Here is a 23402-nt window from a genome sequence, read left to right as displayed (position 1 = left end):
TTCATGCTCATACTCTCTGTTGGCTCACTCTCTGGGGTTACCGCGGCATTGCTATGCTGAAAAGCTGGACTTTTCGCTAGTTTACACCGAATTGCCCGACCGGCCACGGAAGCCGGTCGGCGGGGCAAACCTGAGAGATGGTAGACAGTAAAATTCTGGACTGCATTGACTCAACACACAGAAGATGACTCTGAGAAACTCGCTGGTCTGGTTCCGGCGCGATTTGCGCGTGGACGACCATGCCGCGCTACATCACGCCCTGCTCTCCTCACGCCGGGTGGTTGGCGTGTTCGTGTTCGATACGGACATCCTGGCCGGTCTGCCGTCCGACGACCGGCGCATTCAATTTCTGCTCGACAGCGTGCGCGAGCTGGATGCGCGCCTGCATGCAATGGGAGGTTACCTCATCGTGCGGCACGGGCGCGCCGCGCAGGTGATCCCGGCGCTGGCGGCCGAACTGGATGCGGAATCCGTGTTCGCCAACCGGGATTACGAGCCGCAGGCCATCGCCCGCGACCGCGCCGTGCAGGGCGCCCTGCGCGCGGCCGGCCGCAGCCTGCAGACGTTCAAGGACCAGGTCATCTTCGAGCAGGACGAAGTATTGACGCTGGCCGGCGGCCCCTATTCGGTCTTCACGCCGTACAAGAACGCGTGGCTGAAACGCCTCGCGCGCGAACCGGAGGCGCTGCGGCCGTACGAGACGGCCCCGCACGCGGGCGCGCTCGCGCTGGCGCCCGCGGACCAGGCCCTGCCCGCGCTGGCCGATCTCGGTTTCGTTCCGAACGCCGCACCCATCGCGCATCCCGGCATGACGGGTGCGGAGGCACTGCTGGCGCAATTCGGGCAGCGTCTCGCGCGCTACGACCACGACCGGGACTTCCCGGCGCTGGACGCCACGTCGCGCCTGTCGATCCACCTGCGTTTCGGTACGCTGTCCGTGCGCCGCCTCATCGCGCTGCTGCAGGAACGCATCGCCGACGGCAGCGGCGGTGCCGGTGCGCCCGTGTGGCTGTCGGAACTGATCTGGCGCGAGTTCTACATGATGATCCTGGCGCGCCATCCGCGCGTCGTCACGCAATCGTTCAAGCCCGCCTTCGACGCCGTCGCGTGGGACGACGGTGCGGAGGCGGACGCGCTGTTCGACGCGTGGTGCGCGGGCCGCACGGGCTATCCGCTCGTCGACGCCGCGATGCTGCAGCTGGAACGCACGGGTTTCATGCACAACCGCCTGCGCATGGTGACGGCCAGCTTCCTGACCAAGGACCTCGGCATCGATTGGCGCCGCGGCGAACGGTGGTTCGCGCTGAAGCTGAACGATTACGAACTGGCGTCGAACAACGGCGGCTGGCAATGGGCGGCGTCGACGGGGTGCGATGCGCAGCCGTGGTTCCGCATCTTCAATCCCGTCACGCAGTCGAAGCGGTTCGATCCGGACGGGGCGTTCATCCGGCAGTACCTGCCGCAGCTTGCAGGGCTGAACGGGGTGGCCATTCATGCGCCGTGGCTGGCGAAGCCGGAGGTTTTACAGGAGGCCGGCGTCGTGCTCGGGAAGGATTATCCGGTGCCGGTGGTGGACCACGAAGCAGCGAGAGAGAAAACACTCGCGCGCTTCAAGGCGATACGCGACATGTAAACGTCATCCCCGCGGAGGCGGGGATCCAAGTTCTGCATGCGCGGCCGGAACGCGTGCAAATTGGGCCCCCGCCTCCGCGGGGGCGACGTTCATGTGTTACGAGTTTCGAGCAATCCCGTAATCGCCGCCAGCAACGCATCTTCCTGGTACGGCTTCCCGAAATACGCATCGACCCCGAGCCCCAGCGCCACGTTGCGGTGCTTGTCCGCCGTGCGCGACGTGATCATGATGATCGGCAGCGCCGCCGTGGCAGCGTCTCCGCGCACGTGGCGCGTGAGGTCGAAGCCGTCCATGCGCGGCATCTCGATATCGACCAGCATCAGGTCCGGACGCGTCTCCTGCATCTGCTCGAGCGCATCGACGCCGTCCTTGGCCAGCAGCACGCGATAGCCTTCGCGCTCCAGCAGGCGCTGGGTGACCTTGCGCACGGTGAGCGAATCGTCCACGACCATGATGGTCGCGATGCGCGCGGCCGGCGCCGGTGCCGGCATCTCCACGGCACGGCCGGGGCGCGCGCCCTGTCCCGCCAGCTGCACCGGGTCGAGGATCAGCACGATCTCGCCCGAACCGAGCACCGTGGCGCCGGCGATGCCCGGCATGCGCGCCAGCTGCGGCCCGATGTTCTTGATGACGACCTCGCGGTTGCCCAGCACCTCGTCCACCCGTACGGCGACGCGCGTGTTGCCGCTCCTGAGGACCAGCACCGACGACGAGCGCTGGCCACCGGCGCCGCCGGGTTCGTGCAGCAGCGCGGGCAGGTAATGCAGCGGGACGCTCTCGCCGTGGACGTTGATCGCCCCCGCGGCGAAGGCCGCATCGAGCTCCGCCTCGCGCACCTGCAGCACCTGCTCGACCAGCACGGCCGGCAGCGCATGCGTGCGCGGGCCGCTGGCGACCAGCACGACCTGCGTGACGGCCAGCGTGAGCGGCAGGTGGATGACGAAGGCGGCGCCGCGGCCCGGCGTCGTCTCGACGTCGACGCGGCCGCCCAGCGCGCGCGCTTCCGAGCGCACGACGTCCATGCCGACGCCGCGGCCGGCCAGTTCCGTCAGCGTGTCCGCCGTCGAGAAGCCCGGCTCGAACACCAGCTCGGCCGCGTCCTGGTCGGACACGTCCTCGCCGTCGGCCAACAGTCCGAGCGATGCCGCCTTGGCGCGGATGCGGCCCAGGTCGAGGCCTGCGCCGTCGTCGGCGAAGCGGATCTCGACTTCGTTGCCCTGCTGGCTCACCTGCACGAGCAGTTCGCCCGTCTCCGGCTTGCCGGCGGCCAGGCGCTGCTCGCGCGGCTCGATGCCGTGCACGATGGCGTTGCGCAGCAGGTGTTCGAACGGCGCTGCCATGCGTTCCAGCACGCTGCGGTCGATCTCGACGCCGCCGCCGCGGATGTCCAGGTTGACGCGCTTGTCCATTTCCTTGGCGGTCTGGCGGGCGACGCGGAACAGGCGCTCGGACAGGCTCGCGAACGGCACCATCCGCACCCGCATCAGGTCGCGCTGCAGCTCCCGCGTGAGGCGCGACTGCGCGGCCAGGTCGTCGGCCGCCGTTTCCACCGTGCGCGCGAGGCCGTCGTGGAACGAACCGACGTCGTTCACGCTCTCGGCCATCATGCGCGTGAGTTCCTGCAGGCGCGTGAAGCGGTCGAATTCGAGCGGGTCGAATTCGCGCTCGCCCGCGATCGACAGGCGCGACGCGATCTGCGATTCCGCCTGCATCTCCACTTCGCGCAGCTGGCGCCGCAGGTTGGCGAGGTTGTCGGAGAATTCGGCCAGCATGCCCTTCAGCGTGCCGACCTGCGTCTCCAGCTTCGAGCGCGTGATCGACACCTCGCCGGCCTGGTTGACGAGGCGGTCGAGGATGTCGGCGCGCACGCGCACGAGCGGCGCGCGCGCGGCCTGCTCGTCCGCGGGCGCTGCCGGCAGCGCCGCGGGTTCCGGTGCCGCAGCGGGTTGGAGCACCGGCGCTGCCGGCTGCTGCAACTGCTCGAACAGCAGTTGCGCCTGGTCGTAGTTGGCCAGCAGTTCGTCGAACGCGGCCGGGTTCGTCGTCCCGGCGTGCAGCATGTTCTCGATCTGGGTTTCCAACGCGTGCGTGTGCTGGCCGAGGCGCATCGCGCCGGCCATGCGCGCGCTGCCCTTCACCGTGTGCAGGGCGCGCAGCAGGCCTTGCGCGACGGCCGCGTCGGCCGGGTTCTGCTGCCACTGGCGCAGGCCGTTGCCGATCTGCGGCAGCAGGTCCGCCGCTTCTTCCATGAAGACGGGCAGCAGGTCCGCGTCGAGGTCGTCGACGAATACCGGCTCCGCGGCCAGCACCGCGTCCGCTTCCGGCTCGGCGACGGGGTCCGGCTGCGCCTCGGGTTCGGGTTCGGGTTCGGGCTCGGGTTCGGGTTCGGGTTCGGGCTCGGGTTCGGGTAGGGGCACCGGGATGTCGAACAACGCATCGATGTCGATGACCTCGTCCGCTTCGACCGGTGCGGGCGCGGGTTCGGCCTGCTCCAGCGTGGGCGCGGCGAACGGATCGTCGAAGTACGCATCGAACAGATCGTCGACGGCACTCACGGCCGGATCGTCCAGGCGCGGTGCCGGCGCGCGCGGCGCCAGTTCCGTGCTGGCGGGCAGCGACGGCGTGCCGGTGGCGAGCGGCGGATCGGCAAGGATGCTCGCATACGTGGCGGCGAACAGCGCGTCCAGGCGCTGCGCCAGTTCCGGCTCGGCGTCGGCGATGACGGCGTCGGCGCGCTGGCGGCCCAGCGCATCGCGCAGCGCTTCCAGGCGCGCCAGCAGTTCCGGCTGCGCGGGCGCCAGTTCGCCCAGCGCGAACACCTGCAGCATGATGCGCACGCGCTCGACCGTCTCGTCCAGCAGGTCGAACTGGGCGCCGTCCAGCGGCGGAACGGCGACCTGCAGCGCTTCTTCCAGCGCCACGGCCAGTTCGCGCAGCGCGTTGAAGCCGACGGTGGCCGACGTGCCGCCCAGCGTGTGCGCCGCCTTCAGGGCCTGCGCGGACACGGCGCGCAGCGGTTCCGCGCGCCAGCCGGCGAAGTCGTCGGCCAGCGTGCGCACCAGTTCCTCGGTCTCGCCGAGGTAGATGTTGTACAGCGGGAGCGGAATCTCCAGGTCGCCCACGTGCCGCACGTTCGCTTCCGACACGGGGAATGCGAGCACGTTGTCCGGCAGCTCGTCCGTGGACAGGGCCGGGAGCGGCGCGGGCGCCTCGTCGGGCGCGACCTCGAAGCCGGCGGCGGGTTCGACCGGTTCCGGTGACGGCTCGGATGCGGCGGGCACGGCATCGAGCGCGCCGACCGTTTCCGGTGCCAGCTCGGCCGGTGCATCGACCGCCGGCACCTCCGGCGTCGACACGAGCGACGCCGGCGCTTCCGCCGGCGCAAACGGCCCACCGTCCTGAACGCGCCGGGCTGCCTGCACGAGCGCCGCGCCATCGCGCTGCGATCCGCCGGCCGCGAGTTCATCGACCCACGCGCCCAGCTCCGCATGCGCCTGCGCGAGCAGTGCCAGCAGGTCCGGCGTGGCGGCGCGCGCCTCGGCCAGCCACAAGTTCATGACCTTCTCGATGGCCGCCGCCGCCGCGGCGAACTGTTCGAGGTTCACCATGCGGCTGCTGCCCTTGAGCGTGTGGAAGCCGCGGCGCAGGCGCGTGAGCGTGTCCTGGTCGGCCGGATTCGCTTCGGCGGCCGGCAATGCGGTGCCGACGACGTCCAGCACTTCGCGGGCCTCGCCGATGAAGATCTCCAGCAGTTCGGCGTCGAGGGCGTCCGGTGCCGCCACCGGCACGGGCTGCGGCTCCGAAGGTGCCGGTGCTTCGAGCGGCAGCTCGTGGAACAGGCCCGCCGCCGCATCGAAGCGGTAGCGCCGGCGCGCGCCGTCGACGTTCTGCGCCAGCGCGTCGGTGAAGAAGCCGAGCGCGCCGATGTTGCGGGCCAGGTTGTCCAGCACGGCGCCGCGCGCCGCGGCATCCGGCGGCGTCTCGATCAGCGTGCGCACCTGGGCGCGCACGTGGTCGACGGCCTGCGTGGCCTGCTCCTGGTCGAGGATGGCCAGCGCACCCTGCAGCTGGTGCAGCAGTGGATCGACCTGTTCCAGGGCCGCGATGCGTGCCGCGTCTTCGTAGTAGTCGTCGATGAGTTTCTCGACCTGGCGCAGGCCCGTGCGGATCTCGCCCGCCAGCACCGCGACGGTCTGGCCCTGCTGCAGCTCGCGCGCCATCTCGCCGTGCCACACCGGCGCGTCCGGCGGGGTCGCGCCGTGCGCCAGCGCGAGCAGGCGCTGGCCGACGGCTTCCGCATGCTGGCCGAAGTCCTCGGGCAACTGGCGCACCTGGTCCAGGCCATGCTCGACGAACAGCATGGCCTCGGCCATCTCGAGGCTGAACTGGTCGCTGCGGCCGCCCGCCATCGATTCGCTGGCGGCCTGCCCCAGTTCGCGCAGCAGGTGCGCGAGCTGCGGTGCGCCCAGCTTCTCGCTGGCGCCCGCCAGCTTCGCCAGCGCGTCGTTGAAGCCACCATCGAGCACGTCGCCGCCTTCCGTGGCGACGCGGTCCCAGCCCTGCTTGGTCTCGATCAGCGCTTCCTTGGCATCCTTCAGCAGCTCCGGATCGACCTTGCCGTAGCGGCGTTCCAGGTAATCGGCCGGCACCTGGCCGCCGACGTGGTACGCGTCGCGCAGCTGGCGCGCATCAAGGGTAGGTTCGGGCGCGGCCGAGATGAAGAACAGCGCGTCGCGCAGCAGCGCTTCCGGCAGTTCGGTATGTCCCTGTACCGCGCGGCGCAGTTGCAGGTTGATCTGGCCGAACAGCTGCTTCACGTACAGGTCGGGCGCCACCTGGCCGTTCGCGACGAGGTCGGCGACGGCCTGCAGCGCCAGCCAGAACGCGTGGGCCTCCGCCTGCGGCTGGCCGTGGACGACGCTCGCCAATGCATCGCGCATGGCGGCCGCCTGGCCGCGCTGGGCGTCGACATCCTGGCTGCGCAGGAACAGCAGCAGCGCCTTCTCGAATGCGGCGCGGGTCGCGGCGTAGTCCGGCGTCGGGCCGGCGCCGCCGCCCGGCAGCAAGGCCGGCGCAAGGTCCAGCACGAGCATCTGGCCCGGGTGGACGCGTTCCACGCCCAGCAGTTCCTGCAGCGCGCGGTAGTACGGGAACAGGCGCACGGGTTGCGGCGCCGCGCCTTCCAGCAGCTCTTCCAGGTATTCGACGAGCGCCCGGTACGCCTCGCCCACGGCGCCGGCCCGCTCGGGGTCGAGCGCCAGGGTACCGTCCTTGAAGCGGTCGATGACCTGTTCGGCCGCCTCGCTCAGGCGTTCGACGCCGGCGACGTCGACCATCTGCAGGGCCCCGTGGGCCTGGTGCAGGTGCGACTTGGCATGCAGCAGCAGCGTGGGCTGCGCTTCCGGCGTGCGGCCGGCCGCATCCTGCAACGCCTTGGCGGAACGCCCGAGGGCGTCGCGGATTTCACCGATGACCCAGGACAGGGGGCCGGTGTCGAAAGGCGGTGCGGAAGACGCGTGCGAAAACTGGGTCATGTGGGCAAAAGTGAGATGCTCAGGCGGCGACGCGGAAGCGCGACACCGAATTCTTCAGTTCCTGCGCGAGCTCCGCCAGCTGCCGGATCGACTGCGCGGTCTGCTGCGTGCCGCCCTGTGCCTGTTCGGTGATCGCGAGGATGTGCTGCATATTATGCGCCACGCCGTTCGCGGACGTCGCCTGCAAGCCCGCGGCGACCGCCATCCCCTGGATCAGCTCCGCCAGGCGGTTCGACACGCGCGAGATGTCGGCCAGCGCCGCGCCGGCCGCGTCGGTCGTGCGCGCGCCCTCGACGACGCCCTGCGTCGACTTTTCCATCGCCGCCACGGCGTCGTGCGTGTCGGTCTGGATGGTGCGCACCAGCGCGCCGATCTGCTTGGCCGCTTCGGCCGACCGTTCCGCCAGCCGCTGCACCTCTTCCGCCACGACCGAGAAGCCGCGCCCCGCCTCGCCGGCCGACGCGGCCTGGATGGCGGCGTTCAGCGCCAGCACGTTGGTCTGTTCCGTGATGTCGGAAATGAGTTCGGTGATCTCGCCGATCTCCTGCGACGATTCGCCCAGGCGCTTGATGCGCTTGGAGGTCTCCTGGATCTGCTCGCGGATCTCGCCCATGCCGCGGATGGCGTTCTGCACCGCCGTCGCGCCCTGCTCCGCCGCCGCCACCGACTGGCGCGCCACCTCGGCCGACTCCTTCGCGGAGCTGGACACGTCCGTGATCTCGCCGGCCATGCGCAGCATCGTGGCCGACGTATCCTGGATCTCGCGCGCCTGCTGGCCCGCCGCGACGAGCAGCCGGCTCGACACCTGCTGCGCATCGTTCGACGCCTGCGTCACCTTTTCCGCCGTATCGATCACGCGCACGACGAGGCCGCGCAGTTCTTCCACCGTGTAGTTGACGGAGTCGGCGATGGCGCCCGTGATGTCTTCCGAGACGGTGGCATAGACCGTCAGGTCGCCGTCCGCCACTTCCTGCAATTCGTTCATCAGGCGCAGGATCGCGGCCTGGTTCTGGTCGTTGGTGGCCTTGGCTTCCTCTTCCTTGGCCTGGGCCAGCAGGTGCATCGCCTCCGCTTCCTGGCGGCGGGCGTCGGCGCCGCGGGTGCGGTTGCGCGAATCCTGCAGCATCACGCGCGAGATGCTGCCCGCCGTGACGAGGGTGAAGATCGATGCCGCCACGAGCACCCACAGCCACATACCCGTGCTGCCCTCGCCGGCGCGGTACGACGCCTGCAGGCCGGTCAGCTGGCGGCGCAGCGTCTCGTTGTCGCGGAAGATCGTCTGCTCGGCGGCCTTGGCGGCCGTCATGTCGGACAGTTTGTCGAGGAAGGTGGAGATCAGCTTCTGGCAGATGTCGAATTTCGACTGCACTTCTTCCAGCTTGGCGCGCAGCGCCGGGTCGCGCAGCGCGGCCAGGCCCAGCGCGGCGCTGCCGTTCAGCAGGCCGTCGACGGTGGCGCGGAACGTGGTCGTGTCGCGGCCCATCTGGAACGCGGTCTCGGGACGGATGCCGCCCGACGTGAGGAATTCGCTGGCGCTGCGCGACAGGCGCTGCGTCAGCATCATCATGCGGCCCAGCGCCGCCAGTTCGCGCGCGCTGCCGCCGCGCGCCGTGCGTTCGGTGAGGATGTCTTCGGTCAGCGCCAGCATGTCCGGCGCCAGCACGTCGAGCTGCTTCAGGTTCTTGTCGAAGGCGACCAGCTCCGGCTTCATCTTGAGGATGCTGGCGGCGGCCGCGTCGGACACGTTCCACTTCTTGCGCACGGCGGCCAGCTGCGCGGCCAGGTCGCCCGTCGACGCGGGAATCGCATTGCCGTTGAAGTCGCCGCCGCGGGCCAGCAGGTCGAGGTCGTGCCCCAGGGCGATGCGGCTGTCCTGCAGCTGCGTGAACGCGTCCGGCACGCCTTGCATCGCATTCGGCGCGGCCTTGCCCACGCGCTGCGAGTGCATCAGCGCTTCGCTGGCGATCTGGGTCTGGCCGCTGGCGATCGCGCCGCTGCCGGCATTGCGCCACAGCGACAGCAGCGTGAGCAGGATGCCGATGCCGAAGGCGACGAGCAGGATGCGCAGCTGGCGCGGCAGGGACAGATGGCCGATGAGCGGCAGGCGCAGGTCGTCGTCGCCGCCCGTTCCACTGGCAGCTTCCTCCGCATGGCGGCGCTTGCGCCGGGCGAGCTGGCCGAGGCGCAGCGCGGCGTCATCGGCGGAACCCGTCGGCGCCTTGCCGCTGACCGGGCCGGCGGGCACCGTGCCGGGGCCGAACTGCGTGTCGGGCGACGCCAGCACCGTGCCGGACGCCTGCGCGTCGCCGCCCCCGTCCTTGGGGAAGAAATTCATCGACAGTTTGGATACGAATCCCATGCCAGCTCCAGTACAGAACCTGTTTTTTAAATGATTAGCGTGCCACTTGCAGGAAGCGGTCCGCGCGCGCGAGGGCGGCGAGCGACAGCGGCGTCCATTCCTGGCCGTCGGCGTCGCGCAGGCGGCCGTCGGCAGGTTGCATGTCGCCCGCGTGGCGCAGGCCGACGACCTTCGCCACCAGCAGCGCGCACGGAAAACCGAGGGCGGGGCCGAACGTCACGAGCCGCGTGCCGGACGTTGGCGCCGCCTCCGCATCGAGATAGCGCGCCAGGTCGACGACGCCCAGCAGGTTGCCGCGCACGTTCGCGAGGCCGAGATACCACGGCTGCGTGAGCGGCACGGCGGCCAGCGGCGGCAGCGGCACGATCTCGCCCGCTTCGACGAGGTCGAGCAGGTAGCGCACGCCGCCGATCTCCACGCCCAGCTGGTGCGCGCGCGCGCCGCTGCTCGTGCGCGCGGCCTGCATGCGCTCGAGCAGCTGTTCCTGGTACTGGCGCAGGCGCGCGCGCCTGGCCGCGCCCTTCTGTCCGGCGGCGTCGCTGACGTCCATCTCAGGCGCCGAGCGTGGCGATCGTGGCCAGCAGCTTCGCCGGATCGACGGGCTTGACGAAATAATCCTTCGCGCCCTGGCGCATGCCCCAGATGCGGTCGGTTTCCTGGTTCTTGCTGCTGCAGATGATGACGGGGACGGACGCCAGCTCCGGATCGCGTGCGATCGAGCGCGTCACCTGGAAGCCGTTCGCGCCGGGCATCACCACGTCCATCAGGATCAGTTCCGGTCGCTCGGCGCGGATCTTGGCGAGCGCCTCCTCGCCGTTGTCGGCGGTGGTGACGGTGAAGCCGTTGCGCACGAGGATGTCGGTCAGGTAGTAACGTTCGGTCGGGGAATCGTCGACGATCAGGATTTTTTGTATGGCCACGGTGGGCTCCGCAACGTTGGAATCAGGCAGCCGCGTCGGTCCGGCCCTGCGCATGGTCGCGCACGGCCGCCAGCAGGCTGTCCTTGGAAAAAGGTTTGGTCAGGTAGGCGCTCGAGCCCACCATCGCGCCGCGCGCACGGTCGAACAGGCCGTCCTTGGAGGACAGCATGATGACCGGCGTGGCATGGAATTTCGCGCTCTTCTTGATCAGCGCGCAGGTCTGGTAGCCGTCCAGGCGCGGCATCAGGATGTCGCAGAACACCAGGGACGGATGATGGTCGTTGATCTTGGCCAGCGCGTCGAAGCCGTCTTCGGCCAGCACCACGCGGTAGCCGGCCTGCGTCAGGAAGATTTCGGCGGACCGACGGATCGTGCTGCTGTCGTCGATCACCATGATCGTCAGGCCTGTCGGTTGCGTCGTCATATTCGTTTCACTTCAGCATGAACCCGCAAGATAGCATAGGGGCTGCGGCTTGTGCATGAAGTGTTGCGATACGTCAACTTGCCGTAGGACGACTCATTGACTGGATGACACGAAACATTGGCGGGACGTTATTTCTCGTTGATGAACCGACAAATATCGATAGCACTGAGCCGCTCAGATCGCGGTCATTTCGAAGTCGTCCTTGCGCGCGCCGCATTCCGGGCACGTCCAGTTCATGGGCACGTCGGCCCAGCGGGTGCCCGGCGCAATGCCGTCGTCCGGTGCGCCGGCGGCTTCGTCGTAGACCCAGCCGCAGATCAGGCACATCCACGTCTGGTACACCTGTGTTTCAGTACTCACTTCGATTTCCTCTTTTCGGTTCAGATAAAATGGGGGGGAAAGGTATAGTATTCTACCCGCTGTGCAAAACCAAACGTCTCCACTCATCCTCACGTTCGGGCCCGCCGACCCGGTCGGGGCGCTGGGCATCCAGTCCGACGTGACCGTCTTCGCCATGCATGGCTGCCACGCCCTCTCGGTCGTGACGGGCCTGCTCGTGGCGGATTCCGCGCGCGTGGACGACATCCAGCCGACCGACCACTCGCTCGTCGTGGAACAGGCGCGCATGCTGCTCGAGGACATGCCGGTGGCCGCCATCAAGGTCGGCACCCTGGCCAGCCTGGAGCAGATCGCGGCGGTGGCGGAGATCGTGTCCGACTATGCCGACGTGCCGCTCGTGCTCGACCCGTTTACGTCGTCGCTGCCCGATTGCGGCCCGCGCGACGATGACATGCTGACCCTTATTCATCAACTGCTCGTGCCGCAGGCCAGCGTGTTCATGCTGTCGCAGCCGGAACTGGCGCGCCTGGCCGACTGCTGGCGCGACCCGGGCAGCATCGCCACCGTCGCCGAGGACGCGGCGGAGCTGACGGGCCTCGGCTGCGGCCACGTGCTCGTGACGGGCGTCGGCGGCGGCGACGGCAGCCGCTGCAACGAGTTGTACGAGCCGGACGGCCTGGCCACCGCCTTGCCCTGGGCCCAGCTCCTGCCCGGTCCGTTCGTCGGCGCCGGCAACACGCTGTCGGCCGCTTTGGTGGCGCGGATGGCGCGCGGTGCCGATGCGGCGGACGCCCTGCCCGGCGCCCAGGACTACCTCACCGGCACCCTCGCCAACGCCTGCCGCTTCGGCATGGGCCGGCTGATTCCGAACAAGATCTTCCGCGCTCCCGGCGCGGCCTGCTAACCCCGCCGGCGCCTGCGCCCGGGATTCATCCAGACAACCATGACCGCTACGTCCGACACCACTTCGAAAAACGACATCCTGTTCGCCCGCGCCCAGCAGACCACGCCGGGCGGCGTGAACTCGCCCGTGCGCGCCTTCCGCTCCGTCGGCGGCACGCCGCGCTTCATCACGCGGGCCGAGGGGCCGTATTTCTGGGACGCGGACGGCAAGCGCTACATCGACTACATCGGCTCCTGGGGCCCGGCCATCGTCGGCCACACCCATCCGGACGTCGTGAAGGCCGTGCAGGACGCGGCCGCGCGCGGCCTGTCGTTCGGCGCGCCGACCGAGGGCGAGATCGAGATCGCCGAGGAAATCTGCCGCCTCGTGCCGTCGATCGAACAGGTGCGCCTCGTCTCGTCCGGCACGGAAGCGACGATGAGCGCGCTGCGCCTCGCACGCGGCGCCACGGGCCGCGACAAGATCGTCAAGTTCGAAGGCTGCTACCACGGCCACGCCGATTCCCTGCTGGTCAAAGCCGGTTCGGGCCTGCTCACGTTCGGCAACCCGACGTCGGCCGGCGTGCCGGAAGACTTCGTCAAGCACACCATCGTCCTCGACTACAACAACATCCCGCAGCTGGAAGACGCGTTCCAGTCGATGGGCGACACCATCGCCTGCGTGATCGTGGAAGCCGTGGCCGGCAACATGAACCTGATCCGCGCGACGCCGGAATTCCTGCAGCGCATGCGCGAACTGTGCACGGAATACGGCACCGTGCTGATCTTCGACGAAGTGATGTCGGGCTTCCGCGTCGGCATCGGCGGCGCGCAGGCGCTGTACGGCATCGTGCCGGACCTGACCGCGCTCGGCAAAGTGATCGGCGGCGGCATGCCGGTCGCCGCGTTCGGCGGCCGCGCTGACCTGATGCAGAAGATGGCGCCGATCGGCCCCGTCTACCAGGCGGGCACGCTGTCCGGCAACCCGGTCGCCGTCGCCGCCGGCATGACGACCCTGAAGCTGATCCAGCAGCCGGGCTTCTACGAGCACCTGACGGCGCAGACGAAGAAGCTGGTCGACGGCCTGACGGCCGCCGCGCAGGAAGCCGGTATCGCGTTCTGCGCGGACAGCGTCGGCGGCATGTTCGGCCTGTATTTCGCCGACACGATCCCGTCCAGCTACGGCCAGATGATGGCCGGCGACAAGGAGCGCTTCAACCGCTTCTTCCACGGCATGCTGGACGAAGGCGTGTACTTCGCGCCCGCGATGTTCGAAGCAGGCTTCGTCTCGGCCACGCACGACGATGCCGTGATCGCCGAGACGGTCGCAGCGGCCCGCCGCGTGTTTGCCCGCCTGGCGTGATCGCGCCCGGCCCGACATGCCGCTGAAGCTGTTCCGCCGCCTCACCGACAACGCCACGCTGAAATCGCTCGGCCCCGGCCTGATCACGGGCGCGGCCGACGACGACCCGTCCGGCATCGCGACGTATTCGCAGGCCGGCGCGCAATTCGGCTTTAACACGCTGTGGACGCTCGTGCTGACCTACCCGTTCATGGTCGGCATCCAGCTGGTGTCGGCGCGCATCGGGCGCGTGACGGGGCGCGGGCTCGCGGCCAACATCCGCCGCGCGTATCCGCCCTGGCTGCTGTACGCCATCGTCGCGCTGCTGCTCGTCGCGAACGTCATCAACATCGCGGCCGACATCGCCGCGATGGGCGAGGCGCTGCGCCTCGTGACGGGCACCGGCTCCAGCCACCTGTATGCGCTCGGCTTCGGCCTGCTGTGCCTCGCGCTGCAGGTCTTTTTGCCGTATGCCGCCTACGTGCGCTACCTGAAATGGCTGACCCTGGGCCTGCTGGCCTACGTCGCGACGGCCTTCGCCGTGCACATGCCGTGGACGGAAGTCTTCGCGCGCACCGTGTGGCCCCATTTCACCTTCACGAAGGATGCCGTCGCCCTCATCGTCGCCGTGTTCGGCACGACGATCAGCCCCTACCTCTTCTTCTGGCAGGCGTCGCAGGAAGTCGAGGAGATCCGCAACGACCACCACACGCGCGCCCTGCGCACGCGCCCGCGCGACGCCGCCGCGCAACTCAGGCGCATCAAGTCGGACACCTTGATCGGCATGGGCTTTTCCAACCTCGTCGCCTTCTTCATCATGCTGACGACGGCGGTCACGCTGGGCGCGCACGGCATTACGGACATCCAGTCGTCGGCCCAGGCGGCCGAAGCGCTGCGCCCGGTGGCGGGCGAGTTCGCGTTCCTCGCGTTCGCGCTGGGCATCATCGGCACGGGCATGCTGGCCGTGCCCGTGCTGGCCGGGTCGGCCGCGTATGCCGTCACCGAGAGCTTCCGCTGGCGCAACGGCATGGACCTGAAGGTCGTCGAGGCGCGCGAGTTCTACGGCATCATCGCGCTGGCCACGCTGGGCGGCGTCGCGCTCGACTTCGCCCCGGTCGACCCGATCGCGGCGCTGGTGCTGTCCGCGCAGATCAACGGCGTCATCGCCGTGCCGATCATGGCCGTCATGATGCTGCTCGCGCATAACCGCAAGATCATGGGCGGCTACACCTTGTCGACGCGCCATACCGTGATCGGCTGGATCGGCGTGGCGGTGATGCTGGTGGCCGTCGTGGCCATGTTTGCAACGATGTGACGGGTTGATCGTCTCCCCCACGCGTGGGGCTGCACCGGCGCGACGACCGTATGTACGATGCGTTCCACATCGACCATCCATCAGGAGCCGCACCATGCAAACCACGACCGTCAATCCGCTGCCGCAACCGCAGTTCTCGCACGCCGGCATCATCTGGATCAAGCTCGCCGTCCTCTACCTCATCTTCGGGATCTCGCTGGGCATCGCCATGGGCGCCAGCCAGAACTTCACCCTGCGCCCCGTGCACGCCCACGTCAACCTGCTGGGCTGGACGACGATGGCCCTCGCCGGCCTGATCTACAGCGTGTTCCCGAAGGCGGGCGAAAGCCGTCTCGCGCGCCTGCACTTCTGGCTGCTGAACCTCGCATTGCCCGTGATGATGGTCGCGCTCTCCATGCTGCTGCTGGGTCATATGGCTTTCGCGCCGGCCCTGGTGATCGCGGAAATCATCGCATCGGTGGCCATCCTCGCGTTCGCCGCGAATCTGTTCCTGAATCTCAAGCAATAACGGGCCGCTCTCCGGTTATACTTTCCGGATAACAAAACCGGAGAGAGGCAACGACATGGCTGTGCGTATCATCCGCCGCATTATTCCCTGTTCCTGCGCCGTACTGATCGCGGCAAGCGCGCTGTTCGCCGGCACCGCCGGCGCCGCAACGACCAACCCAGGAACCAGCATGGACAAGAAAACCGTAGCGCTCGACACCATCCGCCGCCAGGAGCAGGCGCTGCAGTTCACGTCCTTCGACAACGACGCGGCGCTCGCAATCGGCAACAGGATCGTCGAGCAGGCGAAAGCGGACAAGGTCGCCGTCACGATCGACATCACGATCAACCGCAATCCGCTGTTCTTTTATGCGATGGCGGGCACGAGCCCGAACAACGTCGACTGGATCCGCCGCAAGAGCAACCTCGTGAACCGCACCGGCCACGCGTCGTTCTTCGTGCACACGGAAGCCGTCAACGCGGGCCGCGACTTCGACAACCTGCCCACGTTCGACTCGAAGGACTACGCGGCGCACGGTGGCTCGTTCCCCATCGTCGTCAAGGGGACGGGCCAGGTCGGCACGATCACCGTGTCGGGGCTCGCGGGCGTGGACGACCATGCGATGGTCGTGCGCGCGCTGAAGTGGTATCTGAAGGCGGACGACGTCGCGCTGTAAGCATCAGGTCTCGACCGGCACCGCCTTCACGCGCCGCGCGCTCACGGCGCGCGACGCCCGCTTGCGCCACCAGATGATCACGCCGGTCACGCTCAGCATGGCGACGACGAGCCCCATGCACGAGATCAGGATCCGCCCCGGCAGCCCGAGGATGCGGCCGGAGTGCAGCGGGAACTGGGCCTGCACGAAGATGTCGGCCGCAGTCCCCTTCCACGGCTGGCGATCGCCCAGCAGGCGGCCATCCAGGCCGTCGTAATACAGCAGCGCGGGGCCGACGCCGCCCGTGCCGTGGTCGTCGCCCGGCGCGAACAGGCTCACCATGAAGATGCCGTACTCCTGCGAATAATAGAGGCTGCCGACGGGCGCATCCCAGCCGCGCCGGCGCGCTTCCGTGCCGGCGTGCGCGACGACGTCGCCGAACGCGACGCGCGGATCGACCGGGTGTTGCAGGTCGGCCGGCACGCGGGTGTCGAACGGCGACGGCGTGACCCGCGTGAACGTCTGCATCACGGGATAGAACACTTCGCGGTACAGGTTCAGCGAAAACGCCGTGAAGGCGAGGACGAACAGCACGATCCACGTCCACAGGCTGAACGCGCGGTGCAGGTCGAAATTCAGTTTCGCGCCGCCGCCGCGCCAGCGTACCATCCACGCCGGGCGCCAGCGCTGCCACCACGACTTGCCGGGGTTGGCGGTTTGGCGCCGCACCGGCAAGGTCAAATAAAAGCCGACGAAGCAGTCGAGCGTCCACACCACCGCGATGGCGCCCATCAACCAGATGCCCCAGCGGTCCGGCAGATGCAGCGAATAATGCAGGCGGTACAGGAAGGACACGAACGTCTCGCGGCTGATCGGCCACACGGCGCCCCACTCGCGCCGTCCCAGTTCGACGCCGCTGACGGGGTCGACGAAGACCTGGTTGAAGCCGGGCGACCTCAAGGCGCCCGTGGCGGGATCGATGCGCGGCGCCACGCCCAGCGCCAGCGATTTCCCGGCTTGCGCGTGCAGCGGCACGTACGACACGCGCACGTCCGGATGGCGCGCCTCGACCTGGCGTGCCAGCGCCAGCGGATCCCGCGGCGTGCCGGGCGTATGCGCTTCCATCAGGTGCGGGTTGAGCAGGTCGTCCAGCTCGTGGTCCCACGAGATCACGGCGCCCGTGATCCCGCTGACGAACAGGAAGGCCGCCGTGAGCAGGCCGCACCAGCGGTGGATGAGGGTCCAGGTCGCGCGCATGGTCAGAACGCGTACTTCAGCGTCAGGGTCGTGCTGCGCGGGGCCGCGTACGTGATCGCGCCGTACGCGGAGAACATGCCGAAATGCTTGCGGTCGAACGCATTGTTGATGTTCAGCTGGGCCGACAGCTGCCGCGTGATTTCGTAGCGCGCCATCAGGTTGACGACGCTGAACGGCGACTGCTCGATCAGCCCATTCGTGCCGGCGGGGGCGCTCGGGTCGACCGTGTACGTGCGGCCTTCCCAGTTCACGCCGCCGCCGACGCTCAACGCGCTCCACGCATCCGGCAGGCGGTACGTCGTGAAGACGCGGAACAGGCGGCGCGGATAGACGCTGTTGACGTCCGCGCCGGCCGCATCCTTCGCGCGGTACTGCGTGTAGCCGGCCGTCACGTTCCAGCCTTTCGCCAGTTCGCCGGACGCATCGAACTCGATGCCCTCGCTCGTCGCGCCGGCGGCCGCGCGGTAATACGTCTCCGGCGCCAGGGGGCCGCTGCCGTCGCGGTCGACGAGGCCCGCTTCCTGGCCCAGGTTGTTCTGCTTCGCACGGAACACGGCGAACGACCCGTTCAGGCGGCCGTCGAGGAATTCGGCTTTCACGCCCGCCTCGTAGCTCTTGCCGACGATCGGGTCGAGCATGTTGCCGCCGATGTCCTTCAGGTTCTGCGGCTGGAAGATGTCGGTGTAGCTCGCGTACACGGAATACGTCCTGTCGATGTCGTAGACGAGGCCCGCGTACGGCGTCACTTCGCGGTCGTGTTTGATGTCGTACGCGGCCGTGTACAGGCCGCGGCCCGTCTTTTCATAGTCGGTCACGCGGGCGCCCACGATCAGGGTGAGCGGATCGGCGAGCGAGAAGCGCGCCACGCCGTACAGCGCGTCCTGCTTCGTCGCGCTGCTTTCGTAGAACGTCGGCGCGCCCCACGCGGGCTGCGGGTACGCGGTCCCCGTCCATGCGTTGAAGTCGCCGACGGCCGGCATGCCGGCGCCCGTGCCGAAATCGGCCGCGCGGCTGTCGGAGACGAAGGTCTGCTTCTGGTGCAGCACGCCGAACGCCGCTTCGTGCGTGCGGCCGGCGAGTTCGAACGGACCGCTCGCGTGCAGGCCGGCGTTGTCCTGCTTCGTGCGGGTCGCGTACGAGCCGGCGAAGGCGGAGAGGCCCTCGCCCGTCGCGCGGTCCGGCACGCCCGACAGGTACAACAGGTAGGAATCGGAACGGCGGTCGCCGCGGCTCGCGGTGGCCTTGACCTTCCAGCCGTTGGCAAAGCCGTGTTCCAGGTTGACGAAGGCGCTGTTGTACGAGGTCGGCCAACGGGTCCAGCCGGCGGCCGACGTCTTCGAGACGTCCCAGTCCGTCTTCGACCCGTCCGAATACCAGTACGGCAGGCCGCCCCACATCGGGCCGTTCGCCTGGGTTTCCTGGCGGCTGATCCCGACCTGCAGCAGGGTCGAGCGTCCCAGGTCCGCGTCGATCGTCGCGTACGCGGTCTTGTTCCGGTTCGACAGCAGCGACACCCAACTGTCGCCATCCGTGTATTCGCCGACGAAGCGGGCACGCACGCTGCCGTCCCGCGTCAGCGGCGTCGTCACGTCGCCCAGCAGCCGGCGCTGGTTCCAGCCGCCGATGCCTGCCTCCACCGTGCCGGCCAGGGTCTTGCCGGTCGCATGCTTGCGCACGAGGTTGATGGCGGCGGACGGGTTGCCGGCGCCCGTCATCAGCCCCGTCGCGCCGCGCACGACGTCGATGCGGTCGTACAGCGCCAGGCTGCCCAGCACCTCGCCCGCACTCCACGACTGTTCCCACGTCGTCGGCACGCCGTCGATCTGCAGGTTGTCGATGTCGAACCCGCGCGCGGTGAAGCCGGCGCGGCTCGTCTCGTACTGGTTTACCGACACGCCCGTCACGTTGTTGACGACGTCCGTCACGGTGAGCAGGCCCTGGTCCTCGATGCGCTGCTGCGTTACCACCGTGACGGATTGCGGCGTCTCGCGCAGCGACAGGGTCAGCGGCACGGCCGTCCGGTCCTTGCCGGTCGTGTAGGAACCGGTCCCCTCGGTCGTTTCGCCGAGCCGCGTGGCGCTGATCTGCACCTGCTGGATCGGCGCCTCCGCAGGGTCGTCGGCCCCGGCGGCCTGGGCCAGCAGCGGGATGGCGAGCGTGACGGCGGCCGCGAGGCGGTTGAGTGGAAGACGCCGGGCGGCGGCGCGCGCATGCATGACCATCGAAGACTCCGTTCCGAATTTCATATTGAACGCGAATGATAATGATTCTCATTTAATGAGTCAACGACAATGAGACGAACGCATGCCCGCGCTGCCGGCTGGGCCGGCGCACGGGATCACGGGAGCATGTCGGGAATTACTTGAGCCAGCCGCGGTGGCGGAAGTACATGAACGGCGCGATCGCGCTGACGACCATCAGGCCCAGCGACCAGCCGTAGCCGAAGTGCCAGTGCAGCTCCGGCAGGAAGTCGAAGTTCATGCCGTAGATGCTGGCGATCAGTGTCGGCGGCAGGAAGGCGACCGACGCCACCGAGAAGATCTTGATGATCTTGTTCTGGTTGATGTTGATGAAGCCGACGGTGGCGTCCATCAGGAAGTTGATCTTGTCGAACAGGAACGACGTGTGGCCGTCGAGCGATTCGATGTCGCGCAGGATCTGACGCGCCTCCTCGAACTGTTCCGCGTTCAGCAATCGGCCCCGCATCAGGAAGCTGACGGCGCGGCGCGTGTCCATCATGTTGCGGCGGATGCGGCCGTTCAAGTCTTCCTCGTGGGCGATCGCATTCAGCGCGGAGGCCGCGTCCTGGTCGGTGAATTCCTTTTGCAGCACGCGCTGGCTGACGTCTTCCAGGCTCTCGTAGATGCCTTCCAGCGCATCGGCCGAGTACTCGGCGTCGGTCGCGTACAGGTCCAGCAGCACGTCCATGTAGTCCTCGATCGACCCGGGCCGCGAGCGCGCGCGCAGGCGCACGAGGCGGAACACGGGCAGGTCGTCCGTGTGGACCGAGAACAGGATCTTCTTGGCCAGGATGAACGCGACGGTCACGATGCGCGACGGGCCGTCCTCTTCCTCGCGCAGGAAGTCGGTGCGCAGGTGCAGGTCGCCGTTTTCCGCTTCGTAGTAGCGCGCGGACGCCTCGATGTCCTGGACTTCGTCCTCGCCGGGCAGGATCACGTCATAGGTCGTCTTGACCCAGGCGCGCTCCTCGTCGGTCGGGTCGAGCAGGTCGACCCAGACGGCAGGCGCGTTCTCCAGATCGGCGCGCGACGCGATGGGTATCTGGTTCAGTCGGCCATTTTGTAGGACAAATACGTTGATCATGCGCTGCTTTCTCGGCCGGATTCGGAAACAGCGCAAGTGTACCTGTAAGCCCTGAGACCGGCCAGCCTAAACCAGGCAAAACCGGGGTCAGAGCCCGATTTTTGGAAATATCCTGAGCAAACTTGGCCGGCGATGCGCCAGCCGATTCAACATGTTCTTGAGCTATTGCCAAAAACTGGGCTCTGACCCCGGTTTAAGGCAATTCCGCGGCGTTCATGCGGCGCTGGATGATTGCCGTGCGGCGTGCCAGGTAGCTGGTGTCGCGGTGACGGTCGTAGTAGCGCGGGTTCGGCAGCATCACCGCGAGGCGGGCGGCCTGGGTGGCGTTCAGGTTGGCGGCCGGGATGCGGAAATAATGGCGCGCCGCGGCCTCCGCGCCGAACACGCCGCGGCCGAATTCGACCACGTTCAGGTAGATCTCCAGGATGCGTTCCTTGTCCATCACCGCTTCCAGCATGTAGGCGATGACCAGCTCCTGGCCCTTGCGCAGGTAGTTGCGCGAGCCGGACAGAAACAAATTCTTGGCCAGCTGCTGGGTGATCGTCGAGCCGCCGCCCACGACCCGGTGCTTTTTGTTGTTGCGCTCGTACGCCTTTTCCAGCGCATCCCAGTCAACGCCGTCGTGCTCGCTGAAATTGGCGTCCTCGGATGCGATCACGGCGCGCTTGAGGTTGTTCGAGATGCGCGCGTACGGCACCCACACCTGTTCGAGCTTCGCATTCGGATTCTGCTCGCGCAGCGCCGACAGCTGCTGGCGCATCATGCTCGTGGACGACGGGTTGAACTGCGTCCACCAGCACACCATCGCAAAGAAATACAGCTGCAGCAGGACGACGAACAGCAGCGGCCCGAGGATGATCCACTTCAGCCAGCGCCGCCCGCCGGTTCTTGCGCGCGCGGACGCTCCCGCCTTGAGCGTGCCGATGCCGCTCATGATGCGCGCATGCGGGCCAGCAGGGCCGACGTCTCCGGCCGCACGCCGCGCCACGTCAAGAACGCTTCCGCCGCCTGCTCGACCAGCATGCCGAGGCCATCGCGCACGGTCGCGCCGTGGGAGGCGGCGAACGCCATGAACGGCGTCGGCTCCTTCCCGTACATCATGTCCAGCGCCAGCGTCCCCGCGCGGAAGGCCGACGCGGGCACGGGCGGCAGGTCGGCCGACAGGCTGGCCGACGTCGCGTTGACGACGACGTCGAACGCACCCTCGATGTCGGCGAACCCGCAGGCGCTGATCTGCCCCGAGTACGCCACGTGATCGGCAAAGTGGGCAACGAGCGCATCGGCCGTCGCGCGCGTGCGGTTGGCGATCACGATCGCTTCCGGCTTCTCGTTCAGGAACGGCAGGATGACGCCGCGCGCCGCGCCGCCCGCGCCCAGCAGCAGGACGCGCTTGCCGGTGAGCGGCACGCCGGCGTTCCTGACGATGTCGGCGACGAGGCCCGGACCGTCCGTGTTGTCGCCGACGATCTCGCCACCCTCGAAGCGCAGCGTGTTGACGGCTCCGGCCAAGCGCGCCCGCGCTTCCAGCCGGGTGGCCAGCGCGGCCGCTTCCAGCTTGAAGGGGAGCGTCACGTTGGCGCCGCGGTAGCCCTGCGCCACGAGGTCGCGGACGGTGTCCGCAAAACCGTCCAGCGGCGCCAGGCAGCGTTCGTACGCGATGTCCTGGCCGGTCGCGGCCGCGAACGCGGCGTGGATGTCCGGCGATTTGCTGTGGGAGATCGGGTTGCCGATCACGCAATATTTATCGGTCATGGAGTCTCCTGTTATCCTTCGCCGCGCAGTTCGGCCTGCAGCTTTTCTTCGCGGGTGAATTTGAAGCGGGTGACGACGATCCAGAGATCGTCCTTGTCGGTCGAGCGCATATTGGCCGGGAATTTGCCGAACGGCGCGGCGCGGCGGACGATCGCCAGCGCGGCCTTGTCCAGCGCCGGATTTCCGGAACTGCGTTCGATGCGCGGTCCGCCTTCTTTTTCGTACAGCGTGCCGTCCTGGAAGATCGGGATGTAGACGACCAGTTCGCCGTACAGCTTCTTGCCGTTCTGCTGCGGGAAGTTCAAGGTGCCGACCTCCTCCACGCGCTTCTGCATCGCCTTGTAGTACATGGCGTAGCCGACTTCGCGCGTGCTGGGGCTGATGAACGTCTTTTTCGGGCGCTTGTTCTCGTCGGCGATGCGCTGGGTGATCTCGGCCGTCATGCGCGCGATGGCCCTGGTGGAGTCCAGGTTGTCCTCGCCCGTGCGGCTGGGGTCGGGCTTCGTCTGCTCGGCCACGGGCGCGCTGTTGAACTGCGACTGGCGCATCTTCGTCAGCACGCTTTTCTGCTGCTGTTCCAGTTCCGCGATGCGGCGCTGCAGGGCCTTGATGCTGTCGCCATTCTCGACCTTGCGCAGGTCCGGCAGGGGCGACTGGGCGCGGCCGGCGTCGGCGTTGCCGCCGCCGTCCAGGTTGGCCTGGGCCAGCGCGTCCGCCTTGACCGGGGCGCGCGTATGCCTGGCGTTGACCAGGATGACCTCCAGGCCCGGATCGGCCGGCTGCAGCCGGAAGGCGTCCGGCGCGGCGAAACGGACCGCCAGCAGGGAGGCGTGCGCCAGCACCGAGCAGGTGATGGCGATCATCAGGGGGCGGTTGTGTCGGAGGGTGTTCACGCGCTGCGGGGTGGGACGGTTGGGGTCATGGAACTCCCCATTCTACCGTGCAGACTGCCCGCTTTGCGAGCCTTGTGGAAAGACCCGACCGCTGAAGCAACAAGATATTGTCGAGGTTTTAACCTAATTGCTCACCATCGGATGCTTCTGGCAAAGCCGTCAGAGCCGTCAAACATCTCGACAAATCGATTTGCCCGTTCTTGACCTTCCATGCCAGCCCTGCCTTGCCCCTGCTGTTGATTCGTCTCTTTTGATGCACTGACGCTAACCAACGTCGTCGAAAGGA

18 protein-coding genes are annotated in these 23402 nt (G+C 68.1%); 6 read left to right on the top strand and 12 right to left on the bottom strand.

Annotation, left to right across the window (positions count from 1 at the left end; translation table 11 throughout):
* Positions 1-184 precede the first annotated feature (184 nt).
* Positions 185-1633 (top strand): deoxyribodipyrimidine photo-lyase, encoded by a 1449-nt coding sequence (locus tag ASD28_RS16205; protein WP_056129997.1) that lies wholly within the window; start codon positions 185-187, stop codon positions 1631-1633.
* An 89-nt stretch (positions 1634-1722) separates the two neighbouring features.
* Here ASD28_RS16205 and ASD28_RS16200 read toward each other — a convergent pair whose 3' ends face one another.
* The 6 genes from ASD28_RS16200 to ASD28_RS16175 form a co-directional block, all read right to left on the bottom strand.
* Complete coding sequence (locus ASD28_RS16200) at positions 1723-7167, bottom strand: Hpt domain-containing protein (RefSeq protein ID WP_056129994.1); 5445 nt, start codon at positions 7165-7167, stop codon at positions 1723-1725.
* Between the two features lie 19 nt (positions 7168-7186).
* Entirely contained in the window at positions 7187-9526 is a 2340-nt protein-coding gene (locus ASD28_RS16195; RefSeq protein ID WP_056129990.1) for a methyl-accepting chemotaxis protein, read from the bottom strand.
* Positions 9527-9560: 34 nt separating this feature from the next.
* The gene (locus ASD28_RS16190) at positions 9561-10076 is read right to left on the bottom strand and encodes a chemotaxis protein CheW (protein WP_056129988.1); all 516 of its coding nucleotides are present in this window, start codon (positions 10074-10076) and stop codon (positions 9561-9563) included.
* A 1-nt stretch (position 10077) separates the two neighbouring features.
* Positions 10078-10446, bottom strand: a complete 369-nt coding sequence (locus ASD28_RS16185; protein WP_036235745.1) for a PleD family two-component system response regulator — start codon at positions 10444-10446, stop codon at positions 10078-10080.
* A gap of 22 nt (positions 10447-10468) precedes the next feature.
* A complete protein-coding gene (locus ASD28_RS16180; protein WP_056129984.1) occupies positions 10469-10870 on the bottom strand; it encodes a PleD family two-component system response regulator in 402 nt (133 codons plus the stop codon).
* A gap of 174 nt (positions 10871-11044) precedes the next feature.
* Complete coding sequence (locus ASD28_RS16175) at positions 11045-11197, bottom strand: rubredoxin (protein ID WP_029755924.1); 153 nt, start codon at positions 11195-11197, stop codon at positions 11045-11047.
* Positions 11198-11291: 94 nt separating this feature from the next.
* Here ASD28_RS16175 and ASD28_RS16170 point away from each other — a divergent pair, with 94 nt between their 5' ends.
* From ASD28_RS16170 to ASD28_RS16150, 5 genes are all read left to right on the top strand, one after another.
* Positions 11292-12113, top strand: a complete 822-nt coding sequence (locus tag ASD28_RS16170; RefSeq protein WP_056129983.1) for a hydroxymethylpyrimidine/phosphomethylpyrimidine kinase — start codon at positions 11292-11294, stop codon at positions 12111-12113.
* A 39-nt stretch (positions 12114-12152) separates the two neighbouring features.
* The gene (hemL, locus tag ASD28_RS16165) at positions 12153-13454 is read left to right on the top strand and encodes a glutamate-1-semialdehyde 2,1-aminomutase (protein WP_056129981.1); all 1302 of its coding nucleotides are present in this window, start codon (positions 12153-12155) and stop codon (positions 13452-13454) included.
* A 16-nt stretch (positions 13455-13470) separates the two neighbouring features.
* Positions 13471-14748, top strand: coding sequence for an NRAMP family divalent metal transporter (locus ASD28_RS16160; RefSeq protein WP_056129979.1), 1278 nt, complete (start codon positions 13471-13473; stop codon positions 14746-14748).
* Positions 14749-14842: 94 nt separating this feature from the next.
* Positions 14843-15256 carry a hypothetical protein gene (locus ASD28_RS16155; protein ID WP_056129976.1) on the top strand — a complete coding sequence of 138 codons (414 nt, stop codon included), beginning with the start codon at positions 14843-14845 and terminating at the stop codon, positions 15254-15256.
* 169 nt (positions 15257-15425) lie between these two features.
* A complete protein-coding gene (locus ASD28_RS16150; protein ID WP_056129971.1) occupies positions 15426-15911 on the top strand; it encodes a heme-degrading domain-containing protein in 486 nt (161 codons plus the stop codon).
* 3 nt (positions 15912-15914) lie between these two features.
* On the opposite strand, the gene ASD28_RS16145 is transcribed toward ASD28_RS16150, so the two are convergent.
* From ASD28_RS16145 to ASD28_RS16120, 6 genes are all read right to left on the bottom strand, one after another.
* Complete coding sequence (locus ASD28_RS16145) at positions 15915-17147, bottom strand: PepSY domain-containing protein (RefSeq protein ID WP_056129968.1); 1233 nt, start codon at positions 17145-17147, stop codon at positions 15915-15917.
* 2 nt (positions 17148-17149) lie between these two features.
* The gene (locus tag ASD28_RS16140) at positions 17150-19369 is read right to left on the bottom strand and encodes a TonB-dependent siderophore receptor (protein WP_229411990.1); all 2220 of its coding nucleotides are present in this window, start codon (positions 19367-19369) and stop codon (positions 17150-17152) included.
* Between the two features lie 136 nt (positions 19370-19505).
* The gene (corA, locus tag ASD28_RS16135; RefSeq protein WP_056129966.1) at positions 19506-20471 is read right to left on the bottom strand and encodes a magnesium/cobalt transporter CorA; all 966 of its coding nucleotides are present in this window, start codon (positions 20469-20471) and stop codon (positions 19506-19508) included.
* A gap of 193 nt (positions 20472-20664) precedes the next feature.
* Entirely contained in the window at positions 20665-21405 is a 741-nt protein-coding gene (gene mtgA / locus ASD28_RS16130; protein WP_056129963.1) for a monofunctional biosynthetic peptidoglycan transglycosylase, read from the bottom strand.
* A complete protein-coding gene (gene aroE, locus ASD28_RS16125; RefSeq protein ID WP_056129960.1) occupies positions 21402-22223 on the bottom strand; it encodes a shikimate dehydrogenase in 822 nt (273 codons plus the stop codon). The genes mtgA and aroE overlap by 4 nt, the downstream gene beginning before the upstream one ends.
* A gap of 11 nt (positions 22224-22234) precedes the next feature.
* Positions 22235-23086, bottom strand: coding sequence for a TonB family protein (locus ASD28_RS16120; protein ID WP_056129957.1), 852 nt, complete (start codon positions 23084-23086; stop codon positions 22235-22237).
* Between the last annotated feature and the right edge of the window lie 316 nt (positions 23087-23402).

Origin of the sequence: Massilia sp. Root133 (genome assembly GCF_001426525.1) — a bacterium.
Classification (GTDB): domain Bacteria; phylum Pseudomonadota; class Gammaproteobacteria; order Burkholderiales; family Burkholderiaceae_D; genus Telluria; species Telluria orientalis.
The sequence above is the reverse complement of the archived record's forward strand: the minus strand, read 5'-3'. Positions and strand labels throughout refer to the sequence as shown.

Coding starts and splice junctions, on each gene's coding strand:
- ASD28_RS16205 (WP_056129997.1), top strand. CDS start 185: ATGACTCTGAGAAACTCGCTGGTCTGGTTCCGGCGCGATTTGCGCGTG.
- ASD28_RS16200 (WP_056129994.1), bottom strand. CDS start 7,167: ATGACCCAGTTTTCGCACGCGTCTTCCGCACCGCCTTTCGACACCGGC.
- ASD28_RS16195 (WP_056129990.1), bottom strand. CDS start 9,526: ATGGGATTCGTATCCAAACTGTCGATGAATTTCTTCCCCAAGGACGGG.
- ASD28_RS16190 (WP_056129988.1), bottom strand. CDS start 10,076: ATGGACGTCAGCGACGCCGCCGGACAGAAGGGCGCGGCCAGGCGCGCG.
- ASD28_RS16180 (WP_056129984.1), bottom strand. CDS start 10,870: ATGACGACGCAACCGACAGGCCTGACGATCATGGTGATCGACGACAGC.
- ASD28_RS16175 (WP_029755924.1), bottom strand. CDS start 11,197: ATGTGCCTGATCTGCGGCTGGGTCTACGACGAAGCCGCCGGCGCACCG.
- hemL (WP_056129981.1), top strand. CDS start 12,153: ATGACCGCTACGTCCGACACCACTTCGAAAAACGACATCCTGTTCGCC.
- ASD28_RS16160 (WP_056129979.1), top strand. CDS start 13,471: ATGCCGCTGAAGCTGTTCCGCCGCCTCACCGACAACGCCACGCTGAAA.
- ASD28_RS16155 (WP_056129976.1), top strand. CDS start 14,843: ATGCAAACCACGACCGTCAATCCGCTGCCGCAACCGCAGTTCTCGCAC.
- ASD28_RS16150 (WP_056129971.1), top strand. CDS start 15,426: ATGGACAAGAAAACCGTAGCGCTCGACACCATCCGCCGCCAGGAGCAG.
- ASD28_RS16145 (WP_056129968.1), bottom strand. CDS start 17,147: ATGCGCGCGACCTGGACCCTCATCCACCGCTGGTGCGGCCTGCTCACG.
- ASD28_RS16140 (WP_229411990.1), bottom strand. CDS start 19,369: ATGGTCATGCATGCGCGCGCCGCCGCCCGGCGTCTTCCACTCAACCGC.
- corA (WP_056129966.1), bottom strand. CDS start 20,471: ATGATCAACGTATTTGTCCTACAAAATGGCCGACTGAACCAGATACCC.
- mtgA (WP_056129963.1), bottom strand. CDS start 21,405: ATGAGCGGCATCGGCACGCTCAAGGCGGGAGCGTCCGCGCGCGCAAGA.
- aroE (WP_056129960.1), bottom strand. CDS start 22,223: ATGACCGATAAATATTGCGTGATCGGCAACCCGATCTCCCACAGCAAA.
- ASD28_RS16120 (WP_056129957.1), bottom strand. CDS start 23,086: ATGATCGCCATCACCTGCTCGGTGCTGGCGCACGCCTCCCTGCTGGCG.